The organism is Trinickia camelliae (assembly GCF_053525655.1).
Genome location: NZ_JBCHAA010000002.1, coordinates 195612 through 213552, shown reverse-complemented (window position 1 = coordinate 213552; position 17941 = coordinate 195612). Strand labels below are relative to the sequence as shown.

Below are 17941 nucleotides of genomic sequence, written 5' to 3'. Positions count from 1 at the left end.
CTTCGCCGAGGTCGAACTCAATAGGAGCGGGTTGTGCAATTCGACTGGTCTGCTATCTGGACAGCGTTGCCGGACTTGTTGGATGGAGTCCGGTTGACGATTTTCATCGCCATCTTCGGCCTCGTGGGCGGCTTCGTCGTCGGCGCGATCGCCGGGATGTTTCGCGCCTACGGGCCTTCGGTGCTCAACGTGCTGGCTCAGGTCTACATCGAGCTGATACGCGGCACGCCTATCGTCGTGCAGGTGATGTTTCTCTACTTCGCCTTGCCGCTGCTGGCGCATATCCGCATCAACGGTCTGACGGCGGCCATCATCGCGATCACGGTCAACTCCGGCGCCTATCTGGCCGAAGTCGTGCGCGGCGCATTGCTTTCGATTCCGAAGGGGCTCACCGAAGCGGGGCTCTCGATGGGTCTTTCGATGCCGCGCGTGCTGCTGAAGATCGTCGGCCCGCTTGCGTTTCGCCGGCTCATTCCGCCGCTCGGCAATCAGTGCATCGTGAGCCTGAAGGACACGTCGCTGTTCATCGTGATCGGCGTCGGCGAGTTGACGCGCAAAGGCCAGGAGATCATCGCCGGCAACTTTCAGGCCGTCGAGATCTGGACGGCCGTCGCCGCGATCTACCTGGTTCTCACCGGCGTGATGACGCTGATGCTTCGCCTCGTCGAGAGAAGGATGCGCATCCTATGAGCATGATCGAGTTTCATAACGTCTCGAAGAGCTTCGGGCACTTGCCGGTTCTGAAGGACATCAGCCTGCGGATCGATGCGGGAGAAGTGGTCGTGGTGGTCGGGCCGTCGGGCTCGGGCAAGTCCACGATGCTTCGCTGTATCAACGCGCTCGAAAAGATCACGAGCGGCGAGCTGCTCGTCGATGGTCAGAGCGTGAAGGGTCATGCCTCGACGATCCGAAGCATTCGTTTGGAAGCGGGCATGGTCTTTCAGCAGTTCAACCTGTTCCCGCAAATGACGGCGCTCGAGAACGTCATGTTCGGGCCCGTCGAGGTGCGCGGCGCGTCGCGGGCCGAGGCGCGTGATCAGGCGATGGCGCTGCTCGACAAGGTCGGGCTCGAATCGCGCGCCAATCACTATCCTTCGGAATTGTCGGGCGGGCAGCAGCAGCGCGTCGCGATTGCGCGCGCGCTGGCGATCCGGCCCAAGCTGATGTTGTTCGACGAGCCGACCTCGGCGCTCGACCCCGAACTGCGTCACGAAGTGCTCAAGGTGATGCAGGACTTGGCGACCGAAGGCATGACGATGGTCGTCGTCACGCACGAAATCGGCTTTGCCAAACGCGTGGGTACGCGTCTATTGTTCATGGATCAAGGCGGCATCGCGGAGGACGGCGAGCCCGCCGCATTGATCGACCAACCGCCGACGCAGCGGCTCAAAGACTTTCTCAAACACGTTTCTTAAGCGAGGTTGTGCCGTTCATGCAGGTTCTGAACCCCACCGTCATTTCCGGGGAGCCGTACGAAATCGGCCGGCGTTTGGGCGCGCTTGCGCGGCCCGTCATGGATGCCTACATGGCGCAGAGCGGCGCGTGGCGCGCCGTGATCCGATGGCGCGGCCATGCATTCGTGCGAGCGTTGCGTGAGGCCGCCGAGGCTTCGTATCCGGCGATCGTCGCCGAACTCGACGGGATGGCGGAGGGCCTCGGATGGTCCGCCGAAGACGTCTTTCTCTGGAACTGCCGAGGGGAGTTGATCCACAACGCGCCGGACGGCTGCACCACGCTGGCTGCACGCACCGGCGACGTGCGCTTCATCGCGCATAACGAAGACGGCGACCCGTATCTGCGCGACAAGTGCATGCTGGTCGACGTCAGGCCCGACGGCAAGCCGGGCTTCGTGAGCTTCTACTATCCGGGCTCGCTGCCGGGGCACACGTTCGCCGTGAATCGCGCCGGTCTCGTGCAGGCGATCAACAACATCCGCATCAAGCATCCGGTTGCCGGTGTGCCGCGGATGATCCTCACACGCGCCGTGCTCGACGAAACGTCGCTCGATGCGGCCGTGCGCGTGCTCGCCGACGCACCGCGCGCAAGCGGGTTTCATCACACGCTCGGCTGCGCGGGCGACGAGCGGCTGCTGAGCGTCGAGGCAAGCGTGGCGCGCTGTTCGGTGCAAGAGGTCGCGAAGATTTCCGGCCACGCGAACCACCTGATTCACGCCGGCTGCGAGACCGAAGTGCAGATCGTCACCGATTCGTCACGCGACCGCCAAGCCCGCCTCGAACGCATCCTGCCCGATGGCCACGGCGTGAGCGGACTGAGCCTGCTGCAAGTGCTGTTCGACAAAGCGCCCGCAGGCTTGCCGATCTACCGCGACGACCCGGCCGACCCCGACGACGAAAACACGCTTGCCACGGCGCTGTTCGCCATTCAAAGCGATGCGGTGGAATTCGAAGTTCGCCAGCAAGGCGAGCTTCGTTACCAGCAACGCATCGTCGTGCGAGAGGCGCATTAGCCTGAAGCGTTTCGAACGACAAGGATTGTCAATTGCATCGGGTTTCCATGGTCCCAAACAGGAACGACCCTTGCTAACGCGCGAGTCCTCGCCTATAACTTGCGAAGACTAAAAACGTCAGCGAGGGCACCTTGGACTTCGAAAGCGTACGTGCATTCATCATGACCCGGGGCATCGACTTCGGGACCAAAATCGTCGGCGCGATTGTGTTGTGGATCATCGGCCGATGGGTCATCGGCCTGATCACCGGCCTGCTGCGCAAGCTGCTCGCAAAGAACGGCAAGGTTGATGCCACGCTTGCGCACTACCTCGCTTCGATTCTCAGCACTGTGCTGACCCTGCTGCTGGTCCTTGCGATCTTGCAGGTGTTCGGTGTCCAGACAACTTCGTTCGCCGCGCTGCTCGCCGGCTTGGGCCTCGCGATCGGCACCGCTTGGGGCGGTCTGCTCGCGCACTTCGCGGCGGGCATCTTCATGCAGCTACTGCGTCCATTCAAGGTCGGCGACTTCGTGACGGCAGGCGGGGTGACCGGCACGGTCAAGGAGCTGGGCCTCTTCGGCACGACGATCATCACGCCCGACAACGTGACGACGATCGTCGGCAACAACAAGATCTTCTCCGACACGATCTCGAACTTCAGCGCGCTGCCGGTGCGGCGCGTCGAGCTGACGGCGAAGATCGCGAACGGCGTCGATCCGATCGATGCCGCCAACCGGCTGCGCGCCGCTATCGCACGCATTCCGAACGTTGCAACAGAACCCGCGCCCGACATCGAAGTGCTGTCGTTCACGCCGGAAGGTCCGCTGCTTTGCGTGCGTCCCTTTACGCACAACGGCACGTACTGGCAGGTCTATTTCGACACGAACCGCGCGATCATCGAGACGTTCCGCGAAGCCGGCTATCCGACGCCGGAAACGCCGCTGGCGCGGCGGACGATCTCTTGAGTCAGTCGCCCTGACGTTCCGCGCGCTTGTGAGGGTACGCAAGCGCGCCAGCCTGGCAGCCAGCGGTCGCATTCGAGCGTGTTACATCACAACGTGATATATATACGCCACGGACGCATCCGATCTTCGGCTACCAGGCAAGGCAAATCATGGGCGAGCACAAGGGCGATTTCGCAACCGATGTCCGACTGCTGCGCATCAGCATCATCGCTGCCGTCGGCGGCGTGCTGAGCACGCTCGCCGCCGATTTTCTGCTGCACCTCATCCGCTTTTTCACGAATCTGTTCTTCTTCCAGACGATATCGACGGCGAACCATTCTCCGTCGCAGAACACGCTTGGGTGGTTCGTCGTCGCGGCGCCGGTGATCGGCGGGCTGATCGTGGGTTTGATCGCGCGCTTCGGCTCGGAGCAGATTCGCGGCCACGGCATACCCGAGGCCATCGAAGCGATTCTGTTCGGCAAGAGCAAGATGTCGCCGAAAGTGGCCGTCTTGAAGCCGCTCGCCTCCGCCATTGCCATCGGCAGCGGCGGCCCGTTCGGCGCGGAAGGCCCGATCATCATGACGGGCGGCGCCATCGGTTCGCTCGTCGCGCAACACTTCCATCTGTCGAGCGCCGAACGCAAGGCGCTGCTCGTGGCGGGGGCGGTCGCTGGCATGACCGCCGTGTTCGGCACGCCGGTCGCGGCCGTGCTGCTCGCCATCGAGCTTCTGCTGTTCGAGCTGCGGCCCCGCAGCCTCCTGCCGGTCGCCATTGCCTGTGTCGTGGCTGGCTTTACGCGGCCGCTGCTGTTGGGGAGCGGTCCGCTGTTCCCGCTGCAGACGATGCCGCTCGGCCCGATCGGCTTTATCGCGTCGGCCGTCGCAGGTGTGATTGCCGGCGCGTTGTCGTGGGGATTGTCTACAACGCTCTACAAAGTGGAGGATCTCTTCAACAAGCTGCCCATTCATTGGATGTGGTGGCCGGCGTTGGGAGCCATCGCCGTCGGCATCGGCGGATATTTTGAGCCGCGCACGCTCGGTGTCGGATATGACGTCATCGGCGACTTGCTGCAAAACCATCTTGCTGTGCACGCCGTGATTTCGATCGTGCTCGTCAAGGCCGTCATTTGGGTCATTGCGCTGGCCTCGGGCACCTCGGGCGGCGTCCTCGCTCCGTTGCTGATGATGGGCGCGGGCGTCGGCGCGCTTGCCGCGCCATACATGCCCGGCGGCGACCCGGCGGTGTGGCCGCTCATCTTCATGGCCGCCGCGCTCGGCGGCATGATGCGCGCGCCCGTGATGGCCGCCGTGTTCGCCTTCGAGTTGACCGGCGACGCCAATGCCTTGCTTCCCCTCTTGGCGGCGGCTGCGGTCGCCTATGGCTTTACGGTCCTGCTCATGCGCCGCTCGATCCTGACCGAGAAGATTGCGCGCCGCGGCTATCACATCTATCGCGAGTACAGCATCGATCCGCTCGAACGACACTACGTCGACGAGGTCATGACCCGCGCGGCGAAGACGATCGATGCCAAGACAACCGTTGCCGAGGTGTTTCGCGATTACTTCGGATCGACGCAGAAGTTTCGTGCGTACCCCGTCGTCGCCTCGGGGTTCCTGGTGGGCATGATGGACCGGACGCTGCTCGATCGGATTCCGCCGGGCCAGTGCGATACCCCGATCGGCTCGATCTTCGCGCTCGCACGGCCCGAAGTCGCGCTGCCTGGCGAAACCTGCCGAGATGTGGCCGCTCGCCTGGCCATCACGGGACTCGACCGCGTTCCTGTCGTCGAAGACAAGAGTTCGTACCGATTGCTCGGCATCGTTTCTCGGCATGATCTGGTCAAGCCGTCGTTGTCGGTGTTCACCGAGGAGCGCGAACTCGAGCAATTCCGCCAGGTGTGGATTCCGCGGAGCACGCTTTTCGCGCCGACCAACAAACCACTGGACACATCCAGCGAGCATGCGGATGTGAAGCACTGAGTAGCCGCGTCAATCTGCGAGATCGTCGGGCGCAAGGCGGGCAGGCGCGCCGCCGCGCTGACGTGGTCGGGCGGGGCGGGTTGAGGGCGTGTCATTCAACGCCATAGCGAGCTTCTCGCGATCGAGACCACCTTCCCATGCCGACACGACGATCGACGCCACGCCATTTCCGACGATATTCGTAAGCGCGCGGCACTCGGACATGAACCGATCGATGCCGAGGATCAGCACCATCGCGGTGACCGGCACGGTCGGAACGGCGGAGAGACTCGCGGCCAACGTGATGAAGCCCGCCCCCGTGACGCCGGTCGAACCCTTCGACGTCAACATCGTCACGAGCAACAGCGTGATTTCCTGCGTGAGCGTGAGATGCGTGTTGGTGGCCTGCGCGAGAAACAGCACGGCCAGCGTCATGTAGATGTTGGTGCCGTCGAGGTTGAACGAGTAGCCCGTCGGCACGACGAGCCCGACGATGCCGCGCGGGCAGCCGAGCTTCTCGAGCTTGTCCATCAGCTGCGGCAGCGCAGCCTCCGATGTCGACGTGCCGAGCACGATCAGCAATTCGTCGCGGATATACCCGAGAAAACGCCACAGGCTGAAGCCGCACAGCCGAGCGACGAAGCCGAGCACGATCGCGACGAACAGGAACGACGTCAGATAGAACGCGCCGATCAGCTTCACCATCGGCAGCAGCGAGACGATGCCGTAGCGGCCGATCGTGAACGCCATCGCGCCGAATGCGCCGATGGGCGCGAGACTCGTGATCATGCGCACGATGCGGAAGAACGCCTTCGAGAGCGTCTCGATCAGATTCGTCACGGGTGCGGCGGTCTCGCCCATTAGCGCGAGCGCCGTGCCGAACAGCATCGCGATGAGCAGCACGGGCAGGATGTCGCCTTGCACGAGCGCGCCGAGGAAGGTCTCGGGAACCATGTGCATGATGAAGCCGGCGATGCCGTCGCCGTGCGTTGCCTGCGCGGCGTAGCCGGAGACGGCGCTGGCGTCGAGCGTCGCCGGATCGACATTGAAGCCCTTGCCCGGTGCGAGCACGTGCGCGGCGAGCAAGCCGATCGCCAGCGCGAACGTCGACGCGGCCTCGAAATAGAGCAGCGCCTTGCCGCCGACGCGTCCCACTTTCTTCATGTCCTGCATGCCCGCGATGCCGGTAACGACCGTGCAGAAGATCACGGGGCCGATGATCATGCGCACGAGCTTGATGAACAGATCGCCGAGCGGCTTGAATGCGACGGCCGCGTGCGGTGCGAAGTGGCCGAGCAGCACGCCTGCGGCGATGGCGAACAGCACTTGCACGTACAGAATCGTGTAAAAGGGTCTGCGCTTCATGTCTCCTCCGTTTTTGCGGGCAAAGCGAGGCCGTTCCCTTCTTCATGAGAAAGGGAATCGGCGGTTCAGATCGATGAGGGGCGGCCTTGTCGCTTCGTGTGATGACGCGACGGCCTGGCGGTCACATCACCTGAGCCCAGGGATGCCGTGCGAAGTGCGCGCGTTCGAACGCTTCGATATCGGTGACTGACGCCAACGTGAGATCGACGGTGTCCATGCCTTCTATCACCATGCGCTTGTGACGCGCGCCGATGGGATACGCGTACTGCTGTCCCGACGCGTTAGTCACCGTTTGCCGTTCGAGATCGATGGAAAGCGATGCGCCGGGCGCCTCGATCGATTCGCGCAACAGCGCATCGAAGGCGGCGCGTTCGAGTTGCACAAGCAGCAAGCGGTTGTTCATCGCGTTCGAATAGAAGATCTCCGCGAAGCTCGGCGCGATCACCGCCTGAAAGCCGTATTGCTGCAAGCCCCACACCGCATGCTCGCGACTCGATCCGCAGCCGAAATTGGCGCCGCCGATCAGGATGCGTGCATTCGCGAAAGCCGACTGGTTGAGCACGCACTCGGCGTGCGGCGCGCCGTGTTCGTCGAAGCGCAGGTCGTAGAGCAGGCCATCGGCGAGACCGGCCTTGTCGATGATGCGCAGGAACTGCTTCGGCATGATCTGGTCGGTGTCGAGGTTATCGATCGGCAGCGGCGCGGCGCTGCCTTCGATGATCGTGAGTCGCGTCATGACGTGTGTGCCTCCAGAGTGCGGACATCGGTGATGCAGCCCGTCAACGCGGCGGCGGCCGCCATCGCGGGGCTCATCAGGTGCGTGCGGCCGCCGCGTCCCTGGCGGCCTTCGAAATTGCGGTTCGTCGTCGAGGCACAGCGTTCGCCGGCGTCGAGCACGTCGTCGTTCATCGCGAGGCACATCGAGCAGCCCGGCTCGCGCCATTCGAAGCCCGCATCGATCAGCGTCTGCGCGATGCCTTCCTGTTCGGCGGCGCGGAGCACGCTGCCCGAACCCGGCACGACCATCGCGCGCACGCCGTTCGCGACGCGCTTGCCGCGCACGATGGCGGCGACCGTGCGTAAATCCTCGATGCGCCCGTTGGTGCACGAACCGATGAACACGCGATCGATGCGCGTGCCCGCAAGCGGTTGGCGCGCGGTGAGACCCATGTAGTCGAGCGCGCGGCGCAGCGACGCCGTGGCTTCCGGTGTCGATTGAGTGGCTTCGTCGGGGATCGGCTGATCGATCGCGACGGCCTGGTCGGGGCTCGTGCCCCAGGTGACGAACGGTGCGATGTCGTGCGCATCGAAGTGGTACTCGGCGTCGAAGCTGGCATCGGCGTCGGAGTAGAGGCCGCGCCAGTCTTCGAGCGCTGTTTGCCAAGCGGCTTCGTCGAGCGAGGGGGTATGGGCGCGCACGTAGTCGAACGTCGTTGCGTCAGGCGCGATCAGCGCGGCGCGCGCGCCGGCTTCGACAGTCATGTTGCACAACGTCATGCGCGCTTCGGCGGAAAGCGACGCAATCGTCGAGCCGCCGAATTCGACCGCGTAGCCCCGCGCGCCTTGCGCGCCGATGCGGCTGATGAGCCAGATGACGACATCCTTCGAAGACGTGCCGTACGGCAGCGCGCCGTCGATCGTGATGCGCATGGTTTGCGCGAGCCGGTAGACGAGCGTCTGCGTCGCCAGCACATGCTCGACCTCCGACGTGCCGATGCCGAAGCCGAGTGCGCCGAGCGCGCCGTATGTCGTGGTGTGGCTGTCGCCGCACAGCACGACCATGCCCGGGCGAATCAGCCCGAGTTCCGGCGCGACGATGTGCTCGATGCCCTGCAGCGGATCATCGGCCGCAAAGAGACGGATGCCAGCGCGATCGCAATTGCGCTTGAGGTTCTGTGCTTGCAGAAACGACGCGGCGTCGCGAATCACGCGCGGCGACTCGGCGTGCGTCGGAATGATGTGGCTCACGACAGCCAGTTGCTGATGCGGCCGGCGCACTGCGCGATGGCGGGCTTCGAGCGCGCTGAAGGCTTGCGGGCTGGTGTACTCGTTCATGAGATGCAGATCGACGTACAGCAGCACGTTCTGCTCATCGATGCGCGACACGAGGTGCGAATCGACGAGCTTTTGGTAGAGGGTTCGGTTCGACATGGCGTTCACTTGAAGGGACGGCTTGCTCATTGCGCAAGCTCATCGCACGAGAAAGGGCAACACGCGATCCAACAAAAGCTGCGGTGCTTCTTCGGCGATGTAGTGGCCGCAAGGCAGCGCTTCGCCTTGCACGTGCTGCGCATACGCCTGCCATTCGGCGAGCGGATCGAAACATTGCTCGATGACGCCGTGCGCGCCCCACAGCGCCATGAACGGGCAGGCAATCTGTTGTTTCGCTTCGAGCGTCGCACGGTCGTGATCGAGGTCGATCGTCGCGCTTGCGCGGTAGTCCTCGCAGATGCCGTGCGCCGTGTCGGGATCGGACAGGCAGCGCAGATATTCCGCGTAGGCCGCGGCAGTGAACGGCGCAAGACCCGCGCTGCGCGCGCCGATGGTCTGCTGGAGGTAGAGGTCCGGGTCCGCGCGGATCAGCGTTTCGGGGAACGGCGCCGGCCGCACGAGCATGAACCAGTGCCAGTAGGCGCGCGCGAAATCGAACGAGGTCTTTTCGTACATCGCGAGCGTCGGCGCGACGTCGAGCGTGACGAGACGCGTGACGGCGTCCGGATGATCGAGCGCCATGCGCGCGGCGACGCGTCCGCCTCGGTCGTGACCGATCACCGCGAACGATGCGTAGCCATGGCTGCGCATGAGTTCGATCAGATCGAGCGCCATGCGGCGCTTCGAATAGTTCGCGTGGTCGGCGGCGCCTTGCGGCTTGCCGCTGTCGCCATAGCCGCGCAGGTCGGCGGCAATCACCGTGAAGCGCTCGGCCAGTGTGGGCGCGATCTTGTGCCAGATCGCGTGCGTTTGCGGATGACCGTGCAAGAGCAACAGCGCGGGGCCGCTGCCGCCTTTGATTGCGTGAATCTTGATGCCGTCGACGTGGATCGACGCATCCTTGAAGCCTTCGAACATGGTTGTCTCCCGAGGGTGCTTGCAGTCTAATTGCTGCCATGAACGATTGGGTTTCCACAAAAGCAATCCGGTCGTAACTTTTAGGAACGAATCGAAGCGCGCGTCGAGTGGCGCGTGGGAGTGACGTGATGGATGGCTTCTCCGATCTGAATTTGTTTGCGCTGGTGGCGCGGCATCGCAATCTCGCGGCGGCGGCGCGCGAGCTCGGCGTGACGCCGCCGGCCGTCAGCAAACGGCTCGCGCAACTGGAGCGGCGCCTTGGCGTGCGTCTGACGAACCGCACGACGCGGCGTCTTACGCTCACACCGGAGGGCGAGCTTTATCTCGCGAACGGCTCGCGCATCCTCGACGACTTGTCCGAACTGGAACAGCTCGTCACGCGCAGCCGCGCTGAGCCGACGGGCTTGTTGCGCGTGAATGCGTCGTTCGGTTTCGGGCGGGCGCGCATTGCCCCGGCGGTGTCCGAATACGTCGCGCGCTTTCCCGCGATGAAGATCCAGTTGCATCTCACCGACCGGCCGATGAATTTGCAGGAAGAGGGCTTCGATGTGGGCATTCGCTTTGGCGAGGTGCCTGATGCGCGCATCAATGCGCGTCTGCTGCTGAAGAACCGGCGCATCGTGTGCGCGTCGCCGGCGTATGTCGCGCGGCATGGGAAGCCATCGGTGCCGCATGATTTGGCCCGGCATGCGTGCATCGTGCTGCGTGAGAACGATTCGGCTTATGGAACGTGGCACTTTTCGCGCGGCAAGCGTGCGGAGACGGTTAAGGTCGACGGGCCGTTGTCGAGCAATGACGGCAGCGCGGTGTTGAACTGGGCGCTTGAGGGGCGTGGCATTGCTGTGCGCTCACAGTGGGAGATCGATGAGCATCTGCAGCGTGGAGAACTCGTGCCGCTGTTGGGCGAATGGTCGCTGCCGAACGCGAACATCCACGCGATTTATCTGGAGCGGAATCAGTTGTCGGTGAAGCTCAGGACGTTTGTTGATTTTCTGGGGGCGTATTTGCAGAAGGCACAGTGACGTGCTGGAACTCGGCGTCGGGTGCGGAGAGCGGGCTGTCGATGCCCGCGGCCTGATGGTCGCGCCGCGTTAGTTCAGGCGGTAAAGCGCGCCGTTTGCGGGCTGGCGTGGCGTGATATCCGGCGGGGGCAAAAAGCCGCAGGATTTCGGGGGGTGAGTCGAGCTCGGCGAGATCTTCGACATCGCGTTGGCGTAGCGGGCCGAATGCGTCCTCCATGACGCGGGCGCGGGAAAGCAGCGTCTCGACCGATTCGGTGGATGTTGGTGCTTCGTGCGGCACTAGCGGCGACGGATTATCTGACGCGGTGCGTTGAGCTGGCTCCGCGCTCATCAGTGAAGGCTCGAGGCCGCTCAGGGCTCGGCGGTACTGCTCGTGCAATGCTTCGATGAGGTCGTTGGCGTCTGACGCGTTATCGTCGGCAAGCAGCATGTGCGCGCGACGGTCGGCGCCTAACCGCGTGTCGATCAGGCCAAAGAGTAGATCGTCGTTCTCTGGTTTTTCCCAACCATCGTATTTCTCGTTTGCAAGCAATGCGTCGATCGTGTTGCGGGCGTGGTAGCGCTCGTTTGGTGATGGATCGGCGCTTAAAGGCGTTGTTGGCTCGACGCGCATCGACGGTGTGTTTTTGCGTTTGAATAGGTTGGCGATTCGCATGCGATGTGCTTGAGGGATTTTTTTAAAAGGATGGGATTTTAGCCAATGCGAAGAGTATGGGGAATTCTCGCTTCTTTGAGAATAAGTAGAAATTTAAGCCTTCTCTTATTGGCTTGCTCGCTTGTGCTCTGTTACGGAGGCATGCTGAAATGAAGTGTTTAATTCTTAAAAAATCATGCAAATAGCATTTTCTAATTAGAAAAATCTGAGAGAGTACTTATTCAATTGACTTCTAATGTCGTTATCGTGATTAATTCGATCTCCGCCTAATCACACGTTTCGCCAATTGCGTCCGAAGCAATCGACAAGCACGACGCAAAACGGAGACCAACATGGGTTCGATGAACGATCTATTCGACGCCGCGCGCACGCTGTCGGTGTCGGGCGCGGCGTTACCCGCGTATGCCGGACAGCCTCTGCTGACACCCGTGCGCTTCAGCGGCGAGGAAGCACTCGGCGAGCTCTTCGATTACACGCTGGAGCTCAAAACTCCCGATTCGCTCGCGTTTTCACCCAGCGTCGCCGCGAACCTCGAACTCGACAAACTGATCGGCACCGAGGTCACCGTATCGATCCAGCTCGAGGGCAAAGGCCAGTGGATACCGGGTCTCGCGGGCGACGAGGGCCGCGCGAACATCGGCGCAGGAACGCGCGAGATCACGGGCCTTGTCACCGAGGCGAGCCTCGTGCGTGAGGAAGGCCGCTCGATTGTCTACGCGCTGAAGCTGCAGTCCTGGCTGTGGCTCGCCACGAAGAATCGGGACTGCCAGCTGTTCCAGGACAAGTCGGTGGTGGAGATCACCGATGCCGTGCTCGCCGCCTATCCGTTCCCGGTGGAATGGCGCCTCACGACGCCGCGCCCGAACGATGCCTGGCCCAAGCGCGACCTTCAGCGCCAGCACTGGGAGAGCGATTACAAGTTCCTGCGCCGCTTATGGGAGGAATGGGGGATCTACTTCTGGTTCGAGCACAGCGGCGGCAAGCACCGCCTCGTGCTGTGCGATTCGATCGGCGCGCACAAGGCGCACGGACCGGCCTACGAGACGATCCGCTACATGGTGCCCGATGGCAAGCGCATCGACGAGGAGCATATCCACGCGCTCAAGGTGACAAACGCGCTGACGACAGGCGCGGTGTCGACCGTCGACTACGACTACACGCATCCGCGCGCCGACCTCACGACGAAGCGCGAGGACCCGCGCGAGACTGGCTTCGCGATGCGCGAGCGCTACACGTGGGGCGACTACGCACAGCCGCTGGCGGGCGCGCAAGGGCTCGCGGGCACGCCGAACGAGCCGCTGACGGAAGGCGAGTATCTGGCGCTCGTACAAGTGCAGGCGGAGCGCTGCCAAGGATTGCGCGCGTACGGCAAGGGCAACTTGCGCGGCTTGACGTGCGGCCGGACTTTCAACCTCACGCACTACCCGCAAGAAGCGGCCAATCGCGAGTACCTCGTCGTATCGAGCAAGCTCAAAGTCGACGAGGTGGCCGAAGAGAGCGGTACCGGCCAGCGGTATCGATGCGAGTGCGACTTTGAGATCCAGCCGTCGAGCGAGGTGTTTCGCTCGCTGCGCTCCATCGAAAAGCCGTATACGCGTGGGCCGGAATCGGCGCGCGTGGTGGGGCCGCAGGGTGAAGAGATTTGGACCGACGCCTACGGTCGCGTGAAAGTGCAGTTCATTTGGGACCGGCAAGGCCGCAATGACGAGCGTTCGAGTTGCTGGGTGCGCGTCGCGTCGACGTGGCAGGGCGACCAATTCGGCGCGATGCACGTACCGCGCATCGGGCAGGAGGTCGTCGTCAATCACCTGAACGGCGATCCGGATTTGCCGATCATCACGAATCTGGCGGTGAACGAGTTGCACATGCCTTCGTGGCAATTGCCGGGGAATCGGGCACTGTCCGGGTTTCGCAGCCACGAGATCGAAGGCGAGCGGGCCAACCATCTGTTGATGGACGACACGCACGGCCAGATCCAGGCGCAGTTGTCGAGCGATCACGCGCTGTCGCAGTTGAATCTCGGGAGCATTACGCGGGTGCCGGGGAATGTCGGGCGGCAGGATGCTCGCGGAGAGGGCTATGAGCTGAGGACCGATGCGCACGGGGTCATCAGAGCAGCTCAGGGGATGTTGGTGACGACGGAGGCGCGCACCGGCGCTCAAGGACATGCAAAGGACATGGGCGAGACGGTGGAGCGTCTTGCACAGGCTCTTGCGAAGCAAGAGAACCTGACGCGCCTTGCTCAGCAGCATTCGGCTCAGGATTCGAACACCGATCAAAGCGACATCACCAAGGCGATCAAGGTCCAGAACGATGCTATCCGTGGTGAAGGAAAAACAGCCGGCGCCTTCCCCGAGTTCACGACCCCGCATTTGACGCTTGCAAGTCCCGTTGGCATACAGACGACCACCGCGGGCAGCACGCACCTCGCAAGCGATGAGCACTTGGGGCTCACGACAGGCGGCCATGTCGGTGTGGCGGTAGGCAGGTCGTGGTTCGCAAGTGTGGCCGAGCGTTTTTCGGTGTTCGTGCACAAGCTCGGCATCAAGTTGATTGCGGCGTCCGGCAAGGTCCGCGTCGAGGCGCAAAGCGACGATGTAGAGGTGATTGCGAAGCGTGCGGTCGAAATCATGAGCACAAGCGACTGGATCGTCCTCAAGGCAAAAAAAGGCATCCGAATCAACGGAGGCGGTTCCGAGCTCGAGATCAGCCCGGCCGGCATCTTGGGCTTCACGGATGGGCAGCACATGGTTCACGCGTCCGATCACAACACGGCCATGGCTCAGGCTAAGCCGCTTGAATTCCCGCTGTCTTCGTCCCAAGCGATGGACCGGTCATTTCCGTATTCGATTTGATAGCACGAGGGTTCAATCGATGATCATCAGCCCACCATTCCTGCCGAAATCGGCGGGGCATGAAATGGATTCTGTCGTGGCCGGAGATGCCATACCTCCGGAACACAACGTTTGCGAAGCGGGCATGCAGCAATGCGCGCCGGGCAACGGCGCGTATCCGGTCAGCTTCAGCCTTGGCTGGCATGGCGGTGCGCATCTGATGGTGCCACGTGACGCGAGGGGCGATGCCGAGCGTGTACGCGCGATTGCCGATGGCGTCGTGGTGTTCGTGCGCGAGACGGATGACACGGAGAAGGCGGCGTTGTCCTATCGCGGTGTACGTACCGACGATGGCTGCGTCGTGCTCAAGCACACCACCGAGATCGGCGAAGGGGAGAACGCAAAGGTCACGTACTTCTCGATCTACATGCACTTGCAGACGGTGGTCGGCGCGCTTGCGGTAGGCAAGAAGGTCTACCGCAAGGACGTGCTGGGCGTGGCGGGCGCGATCTACGGTCAACTGGGGCAGATGCACTTCGAGATTGTCTGTGATGAAGCGAATCTGAAGAAGCTAGTGGGGCGCACGAGCACGACGCTTAGCGCGGGCGCTGGGCGCACAGATGCCATATACGGCGACATGTGGTTCAAGGTGCCCGCGGGCGCTAAGCTTTTCGCCCAAGAGCCGCACCCCTATCGACGAGACGACAGCGAATCGGTGCCCGGTCCGGCGCTATCTCCACAAGCATCGCTGGTCGCCGGAGGCACCCGCTGCGAGTTGCTGGTACGTATGCGCTATGAGCGCGGCGACTGTGTGCTGACGACGTTTCGTGAGCAGGGCGGGCGATATGTCGAGGTTGGTCAGCAGCGGGAGCCGGAGCAGGAATACAACCTGTACAAACGTTCGACAACCATAAGCGCTAAGTATGTCGAGCTGAACAAAGCGCTGCGCGCGAACTATGCGGCGGTGCCTTCGGCGAGCTCGATCTACGAGATGCTGAGGTTTGGTCGCATCGTCGGGCCGGACAAGCTGCCGGCGAACGCGAAGTTCGGCCACTGGCGCCGGATCGTTACGCCTGAGGCGACGGGCTGGCTCAACTTGAACGGTCCGGAAATCGGCGTGTACAGCGACGCGGATTTTCCGCATTGGGCTGGCTGGAGCTTGATCAGCGACGATGTGACGCCGGATAGCCTGTGCGATTCGCCGACCATCAAGCGGTGGCTCGATTTGAACGGCGATGGTCACGTCACACATGCGGAGGCGAAAGAGGCGCTGTACAGCGCGGTGGTGCAAGAGCGGCTGTCGCGCGCGATCTGCAAGTTTCCGAGCGAGTGGTCGAAGGACGACAACTTGATCGAGACACGCATGGGGTGGCTGAAGCGTCCCAGTGACGCTTGGCCGAGGTCACTATCGGATAACGAGTTCTCGGCACTCAAGGCACACATTCAGGCGCTGGCGTTCTGGGAAGACATTCGCGATGCAGAGTTGCCGTCTGCTGAGCAGTGCTGGCGGTTTCCGCCGAAGGCGTTTGTGGAGCACTTCGGAAAGTGCGGTTGGCTAGGCGAGACGGATCTTCTTACAACGCTGAGGACTGTCTCATCATCCGGCAAGGTTCGCGCCAATGCGTTTCGAACCGAGATGAACAAACTGAACCGGAAGTACTTGATCGCACGCAAGCGGTTGCGTATGGCACATTTTCTCGCGCAAATTGGTCACGAAACAGAGTGGTGGCAATTTCGTCAGGAGTCTGGCAGTGAGGACTATTTTCGAACCATGTATGAGGTCATTACCCCTGCCGAAGCTTTGTCCGATTTTCGTAAGGGAATAGCTAAAAGACGGGGGCTGGTTCGAGAAGGTGACACCGAGTCGAGTTATTCGATTCGGCGTCCATCCGAGGTCGCACAAAAGGCCAAGGGGATGGATAACGGAGTTGCGAACGCAAATGCAGGAGGAAAAGAGGGCGACGGGGCTAGATTTCGTGGGAGAGGTTTTCTACAAATTACGGGTCGCCGAAATTATGCCGGATACAGCAAATATAGGGGGTGTGATTTCTTGATGGACCCTCACCCTGAGCTGCTCGCAACGAACGATTACAACGTTTGCGACGCGTCAGGATTCTTTTGGGCCAGGGAAGTCGGAAATCGTGTGGCGGATGGAGGGGATAGCGCAGAAAATGTTACTAGGGTTGGAGGTCTTGTGAACAGAGGTAATCAGAACAAGGTTCCTCTGCATCGTAAAGAGCGACAAGATGCTTTTGATTCAATTTGGAGAGCGCTTAATGATAAGTAGATTTTTAGTTTCACTCGTATTATTCATCCTGTTTTCGCACGTCAATGCGCAGGCATTGGCCCCCCTGTGTAAGAGCGTAGTTGGAACGTTGGACGAGCTAAATCTATCAAATTGTGCGAATGAAGGTGGGGTGCTCGTGCTGAAGTATCAGCAAGCCGAACCGATGTCGCTATATTCAACAGAGTTCGACAAGCGGTACTTCTTTATGGCGCTATCGAGCAGTAAGGAGGCCCTATTTAAGCGAGTTGGAGTGCGAGTAGTAAATGGAAGGGTGTCGCTAATTTCTACGTTACTTGCTATTCCACCAGAGTCAGATCTGATTTTCAGTCGGCGTGTATTGAAAGAAAGGGTCAGGTATAGAAATTGGGTCGTTTTATTTGAGGATGTCCGGTATGTGGCCCAAGGTCAGGTGGCTGGGTATGGAATGGAGTGTGGAACGGCTATACGAAACCAGTTGTCGAAAAAAGAACCTATGGCCGCATCCGAGTGTTTTGACTACGCGAATAGAGAGCGTTTTCTGAATACTTTGGACAAGATTGAATTTCCTTAGTACCCGAAGAATTTACGCGGACCAGAAAAGATTGGAGAATTTTCAGGCTGAATTAAGGGGTTTTAGTAATGAGGTATTTGCGTCTTGCTATGCAATTATTGGCGATTTCCGCTTCGGCGGCGCATGCTCAGATAGATTCGGAGCGGTCGTTCGTTGTCACTTTAGGAAAGGATGCTCTGGAATTTCGCTGCGACGATACGGCCGACTTGCCTCACGTGATAGTTAGTCGTTCAGCGTCAATCGGAGTCTATCCTTTACTGACATATCAACTCGATGATGTCGATGACTGCGGCCAAGCCACATGGCTGTTAGAGAAATTCGACTCCGATAGTTCTTCCGCGCTAGTCATGCTTAATCCGGGACGTATGGGATTGAATGCACAGCTCACGACGTTCCTCATAAGAGGAGGCACTGTTTCATTCGCCGGAAATATTCTCATAAGGGCAGATAGGATTTCAGATACTGACTACCGATCGTACAGTGCCGACGCCGATAGTTATTGGGAGCGAACCGATTCGTTAGTCGGTGATAAATTCGCCACCGTGCGAGAACTGCGGTTGATGAGGGCTGGCTCAATCTGCACCGATAAATTTGGTGCGGTTGCTTGGAAAGAACAGTGCGCAGCGAAACGGATTTTCGCTAGCCAAAGAAAGCCAATTTGCATTGAGTATCGCAAGCAGCAGGGAGAAATTGTGGCCCTGAATACGTGCGCAAACCTGAGAAGATCAATAGAAAGCGGAAGCTAAAAAGAATAAGTGATCATCGAGGATAGAGTGCGTGTAAGGAGCGTTATGCGACGCCAGGTAAT

Annotated in this window: 14 protein-coding genes; 9 read left to right on the top strand and 5 right to left on the bottom strand. The window is 61.2% G+C overall.

Annotated features, from left to right (window positions below):
• Window positions 1-33: 33 nt before the first annotated feature.
• The 5 genes from glnP (at window position 34) to AAHK20_RS04390 (ending at window position 5372) form a co-directional block, all read left to right on the top strand.
• Entirely contained in the window at window positions 34-690 is a 657-nt protein-coding gene (gene glnP / locus AAHK20_RS04410; RefSeq protein WP_449180224.1) for a glutamine ABC transporter permease GlnP, read from the top strand.
• Window positions 687-1415, top strand: coding sequence for a glutamine ABC transporter ATP-binding protein GlnQ (gene glnQ / locus AAHK20_RS04405; protein WP_449180223.1), 729 nt, complete (start codon window positions 687-689; stop codon window positions 1413-1415). Before glnP ends, glnQ begins: the two co-directional genes overlap by 4 nt.
• A 17-nt stretch (window positions 1416-1432) precedes the next feature.
• Window positions 1433-2467, top strand: coding sequence for a C45 family autoproteolytic acyltransferase/hydrolase (locus AAHK20_RS04400; RefSeq protein WP_449180222.1), 1035 nt, complete (start codon window positions 1433-1435; stop codon window positions 2465-2467).
• Between the two features lie 131 nt (window positions 2468-2598).
• Window positions 2599-3411 (top strand): mechanosensitive ion channel family protein, encoded by an 813-nt coding sequence (locus tag AAHK20_RS04395; protein WP_449180221.1) that lies wholly within the window; start codon window positions 2599-2601, stop codon window positions 3409-3411.
• A 149-nt stretch (window positions 3412-3560) separates the two neighbouring features.
• Window positions 3561-5372, top strand: a complete 1812-nt coding sequence (locus AAHK20_RS04390; RefSeq protein WP_449180220.1) for a chloride channel protein — start codon at window positions 3561-3563, stop codon at window positions 5370-5372.
• Window positions 5373-5381: 9 nt separating this feature from the next.
• Here the strand turns inward: AAHK20_RS04390 and AAHK20_RS04385 are convergent, their stop codons facing one another.
• From AAHK20_RS04385 to AAHK20_RS04370, 4 genes are all read right to left on the bottom strand, one after another.
• Window positions 5382-6716: a dicarboxylate/amino acid:cation symporter gene (locus AAHK20_RS04385; protein WP_449180219.1), complete on the bottom strand. Its 1335-nt coding sequence runs from the start codon at window positions 6714-6716 to the stop codon at window positions 5382-5384.
• Window positions 6717-6837: 121 nt separating this feature from the next.
• Window positions 6838-7452, bottom strand: a complete 615-nt coding sequence (gene leuD / locus AAHK20_RS04380; RefSeq protein ID WP_449180218.1) for a 3-isopropylmalate dehydratase small subunit — start codon at window positions 7450-7452, stop codon at window positions 6838-6840.
• Window positions 7449-8867 (bottom strand): 3-isopropylmalate dehydratase large subunit, encoded by a 1419-nt coding sequence (leuC, locus tag AAHK20_RS04375; protein WP_449180583.1) that lies wholly within the window; start codon window positions 8865-8867, stop codon window positions 7449-7451. Before leuC ends, leuD begins: the two co-directional genes overlap by 4 nt.
• Before the next feature lie 39 nt (window positions 8868-8906).
• Window positions 8907-9785: an alpha/beta fold hydrolase gene (locus tag AAHK20_RS04370; RefSeq protein WP_449180217.1), complete on the bottom strand. Its 879-nt coding sequence runs from the start codon at window positions 9783-9785 to the stop codon at window positions 8907-8909.
• 128 nt (window positions 9786-9913) lie between these two features.
• On the opposite strand from AAHK20_RS04370, the gene AAHK20_RS04365 reads away from it, so the two are divergent.
• On the top strand, window positions 9914-10807 hold the full coding sequence (locus AAHK20_RS04365; RefSeq protein ID WP_449180216.1) for a LysR family transcriptional regulator: 894 nt from the start codon (window positions 9914-9916) through the stop codon (window positions 10805-10807).
• On the opposite strand, the gene AAHK20_RS04360 is transcribed toward AAHK20_RS04365, so the two are convergent.
• Window positions 10758-11462 (bottom strand): TagK domain-containing protein, encoded by a 705-nt coding sequence (locus AAHK20_RS04360; protein WP_449180215.1) that lies wholly within the window; start codon window positions 11460-11462, stop codon window positions 10758-10760. The genes AAHK20_RS04365 and AAHK20_RS04360 overlap by 50 nt on opposite strands.
• A 332-nt stretch (window positions 11463-11794) precedes the next feature.
• Here AAHK20_RS04360 and AAHK20_RS04355 point away from each other — a divergent pair, with 332 nt between their 5' ends.
• The 3 genes from AAHK20_RS04355 (at window position 11795) to AAHK20_RS04345 (ending at window position 17879) form a co-directional block, all read left to right on the top strand.
• Window positions 11795-14317: a type VI secretion system Vgr family protein gene (locus AAHK20_RS04355; RefSeq protein ID WP_449180214.1), complete on the top strand. Its 2523-nt coding sequence runs from the start codon at window positions 11795-11797 to the stop codon at window positions 14315-14317.
• A 19-nt stretch (window positions 14318-14336) separates the two neighbouring features.
• Window positions 14337-16583 carry a M23 family metallopeptidase gene (locus AAHK20_RS04350; RefSeq protein WP_449180213.1) on the top strand — a complete coding sequence of 749 codons (2247 nt, stop codon included), beginning with the start codon at window positions 14337-14339 and terminating at the stop codon, window positions 16581-16583.
• A gap of 618 nt (window positions 16584-17201) precedes the next feature.
• Window positions 17202-17879 (top strand): hypothetical protein, encoded by a 678-nt coding sequence (locus AAHK20_RS04345; RefSeq protein ID WP_449180212.1) that lies wholly within the window; start codon window positions 17202-17204, stop codon window positions 17877-17879.
• Window positions 17880-17941 lie beyond the last annotated feature (62 nt).